General features: G+C 42.1%; 4 protein-coding genes. 3 read left to right on the plus strand and 1 reads right to left on the minus strand.

Annotation, left to right across the window (positions count from 1 at the left end; genetic code table 11):
* Window positions 1-174, minus strand: a 174-nt coding sequence (locus ACYC56_RS14920) for a terminase small subunit (protein ID WP_461374964.1), incomplete at its 3' end; no start/stop codon positions are given.
* A 190-nt stretch (window positions 175-364) separates the two neighbouring features.
* On the opposite strand from ACYC56_RS14920, the gene ACYC56_RS14925 reads away from it, so the two are divergent.
* The 3 genes from ACYC56_RS14925 to ACYC56_RS14935 form a co-directional block, all read left to right on the plus strand.
* The gene (locus tag ACYC56_RS14925) at window positions 365-1327 is read left to right on the plus strand and encodes a hypothetical protein (RefSeq protein ID WP_461374961.1); all 963 of its coding nucleotides are present in this window, start codon (window positions 365-367) and stop codon (window positions 1325-1327) included.
* A 15-nt stretch (window positions 1328-1342) separates the two neighbouring features.
* Entirely contained in the window at window positions 1343-2269 is a 927-nt protein-coding gene (locus tag ACYC56_RS14930; protein WP_461374962.1) for a major capsid protein, read from the plus strand.
* 8 nt (window positions 2270-2277) lie between these two features.
* On the plus strand, window positions 2278-2605 hold a 328-nt coding region (locus tag ACYC56_RS14935), incomplete at its 3' end, for a hypothetical protein (protein WP_461374963.1).

Genomic DNA, 2605 nt, shown 5'->3' on the forward strand with positions numbered 1-2605 from the left:
CTTTAGCGATTCCAGGAATTTAAAAATGTTAGGTTTTGTCAAGAGGTCAGCCGCCTGTTGCCGGGCAGATTTAATAGAATACCCGGCCCTAACAGCAGCTTGAGTACCATTAAAATCCTTCAAATACTCATAACAAAACATCTTCTGCTTCTCATTAATTACTAATTCTTTCATTTTTAGATTCCTTCCTGTTTTCTTGCTTGTCACTAGTCACTCGTTACTAATTCCTTCTTGTCACTCGTTACTAGTCACTTGTCACTAATTTATCACTTGTCACTAAATACATTTGCAAATTAAATATATTTAATTATATTTCATACAAAGATATTACTTAATTATTACATATAATTACATGAGGTTTACAATGGAATTCGAAATATTAAAAACCGGTAAGTTTATGTCATCAAACGGACAAGAAAAAGAATTCTCCCAAACAGACCTTGAAAACATCGCTTCCTCATATGATCCAGCAGTTTCTGAAGCTCCCTTAGTAATCGGACACCCCAAAACCAACGATCCCGCTTACGGCTGGATAGAAAACCTAAAAGTCACCGGCGACCGGTTAATCGCAAAAGCCAAACAAGTAGTCCCTGAATTTCTTGAAGCAGTAAAGAATGGATTATTCAAAAAAAGAAGCGTCTCCCTAACACAGGACGGCAAACTCCGCCACGTAGGATTCCTTGGCGCAGAACTCCCCGCTGTAAAAGGCTTAGCCGACTTAGCCTTTTCCGACACCGAAACAGACACCACCTATGAATTTTCCGACACTACTGCAAATTCAGATATCATTTCGAATGAGTCCGCCGGTGCCTGTCCCGTTTGCGGGAAGAAATCCCATATTCCATCCTCTCAACCCGATTCTATCAAGTTCAGCGATTCCCTAAAAAACATACTCGACGCAATCACAGAAATAAAAACCAACATGGAAAAACAAAACTCTCAGCCGGTTGATCCAACTCCAGCACCAACCCCAACACCCTCAATCTCCGGCACATTTACCGACAGAGTCGAATTTTATTTCAACAACGGCAAACTCACCGTCCCGATGAAACAAAAACTTTTAGAACTTACCCAAACAGAATATAATTTATCAGAGTTCAAACTCGAAAATTACTTGAATGAATTTTTAGAGCTGATGCCTAAAGTTGTTCCGCTTGATACTATAGCCGTTAAACCGGAAAAAGAAGAAATCAAAACCCACGACTTTTCCGAATTTCTCTTAGACCCGGAAGCCGAACTTCTTCACGAAGAAATTCTGTCCAAAATGACAGAGCAAAAAATTTCTTACAAGTCCGCCGCCGAATTAATATTTTCACATAAAATTTAAGGAGTAAAAAAAACTATGTCACTTGCAAACAAAAGAATCGTTGACCCGGTACTTACCACGCTTGCGCGCGGTTTCTCTCAGCCGAATTTAATCGGCACAAAGTTATTCCCGGTTGTCTCAGTTGAAAAAGAAGGCGGCAAAATACCTCAGTTTGGTAAAGAAGCTTTTAAAGTCTATAACACAGAACGAGCAATTCGCAGCCGAAGCAATCGGATAAATCCGGACGGCTTGTCTTCTATTGACTTCGTTTTAGAGGAACATGATCTTGAATATCCAATGGACTACCGTGAAATTGATGAAGACATCCGCAACCTAAAACTCCACGCTACAAAAGTTACAACCGAAGGAATCGCGCTTCGCTTGGAAAAGAAAATTGCCGACTTGGTCCAGAACCTCTCGAATTTTCCAACTGGCAATAAAATCACCTTAGACTCAGCGAGTAAATTCACAACCCCAACCAGCGACCCAATCGCGGTTTTTGAAACCGCCAAAGAAGCCCTTCGCTCAAAGATTGCCAAACGTCCAAACGTTTGTATACTTGGCGCAGCCTCCTATGCAGCCCTCAAGAACCATCCGGTTATTTTAGACAGAATAAAATTCACACAGCACGCCATCATAGAAGTAGGCACATTAGAAACCCTGCTTGGCTTCGATAAAATTTACATTGGTGAATCAGTTTTCGTAAACGATACCACGGGAAGTTTCTCAGACGTTTGGGCAGACAATGCAATCCTTGCATTCGTCCCAATGGCTTCAGCGGACGTTCCTAATTCTTATTACGAACCATCCTTTGCCTACACCCTCCAGAAGAACGCCTACCCGATAGTAGACGTTTACGAAGAGACCGGAAACAAAGTCCAGGTAGTAAGAACTACAAATATTTTTGTCCCAAAAATCGTAGGCGCCGATGCCGGCTATTTAATCAACGACACAAACGCATAAGGTACGATATGCCTAAGAAAAAACCAGAACAGCCAATAGAAGAAATTAATCCCGAAGCCCCAGTCCCGCAAACATCGGATGCGTCCGTTCCGTCCCTGACGGACGCACCTGAGCTATCCCCTTCAAATTCACCTGTCATTTCGAAGAAGTCCGCGAGTGCCTGCCCCGTGTGCGGGGATAAATCCCCTAATAAACCCAAGCATTTCCGCGTGACCTACTCCGACGTCTTCTACAAAGGCAAATCCTATCCGGAAGGCTCAATCGTAGACTTTCAAGACGATCATCTAAACAAATACTTAGTCCCAATAATAGATGAAGAAATAACTCCGGAAGACA

The sequence above is a fragment of the Candidatus Aquicultor sp. genome (genome assembly GCF_054640775.1).

Coding starts and splice junctions, on each gene's coding strand:
- ACYC56_RS14925 (WP_461374961.1), top strand. CDS start 365: ATGGAATTCGAAATATTAAAAACCGGTAAGTTTATGTCATCAAACGGA.
- ACYC56_RS14930 (WP_461374962.1), top strand. CDS start 1,343: ATGTCACTTGCAAACAAAAGAATCGTTGACCCGGTACTTACCACGCTT.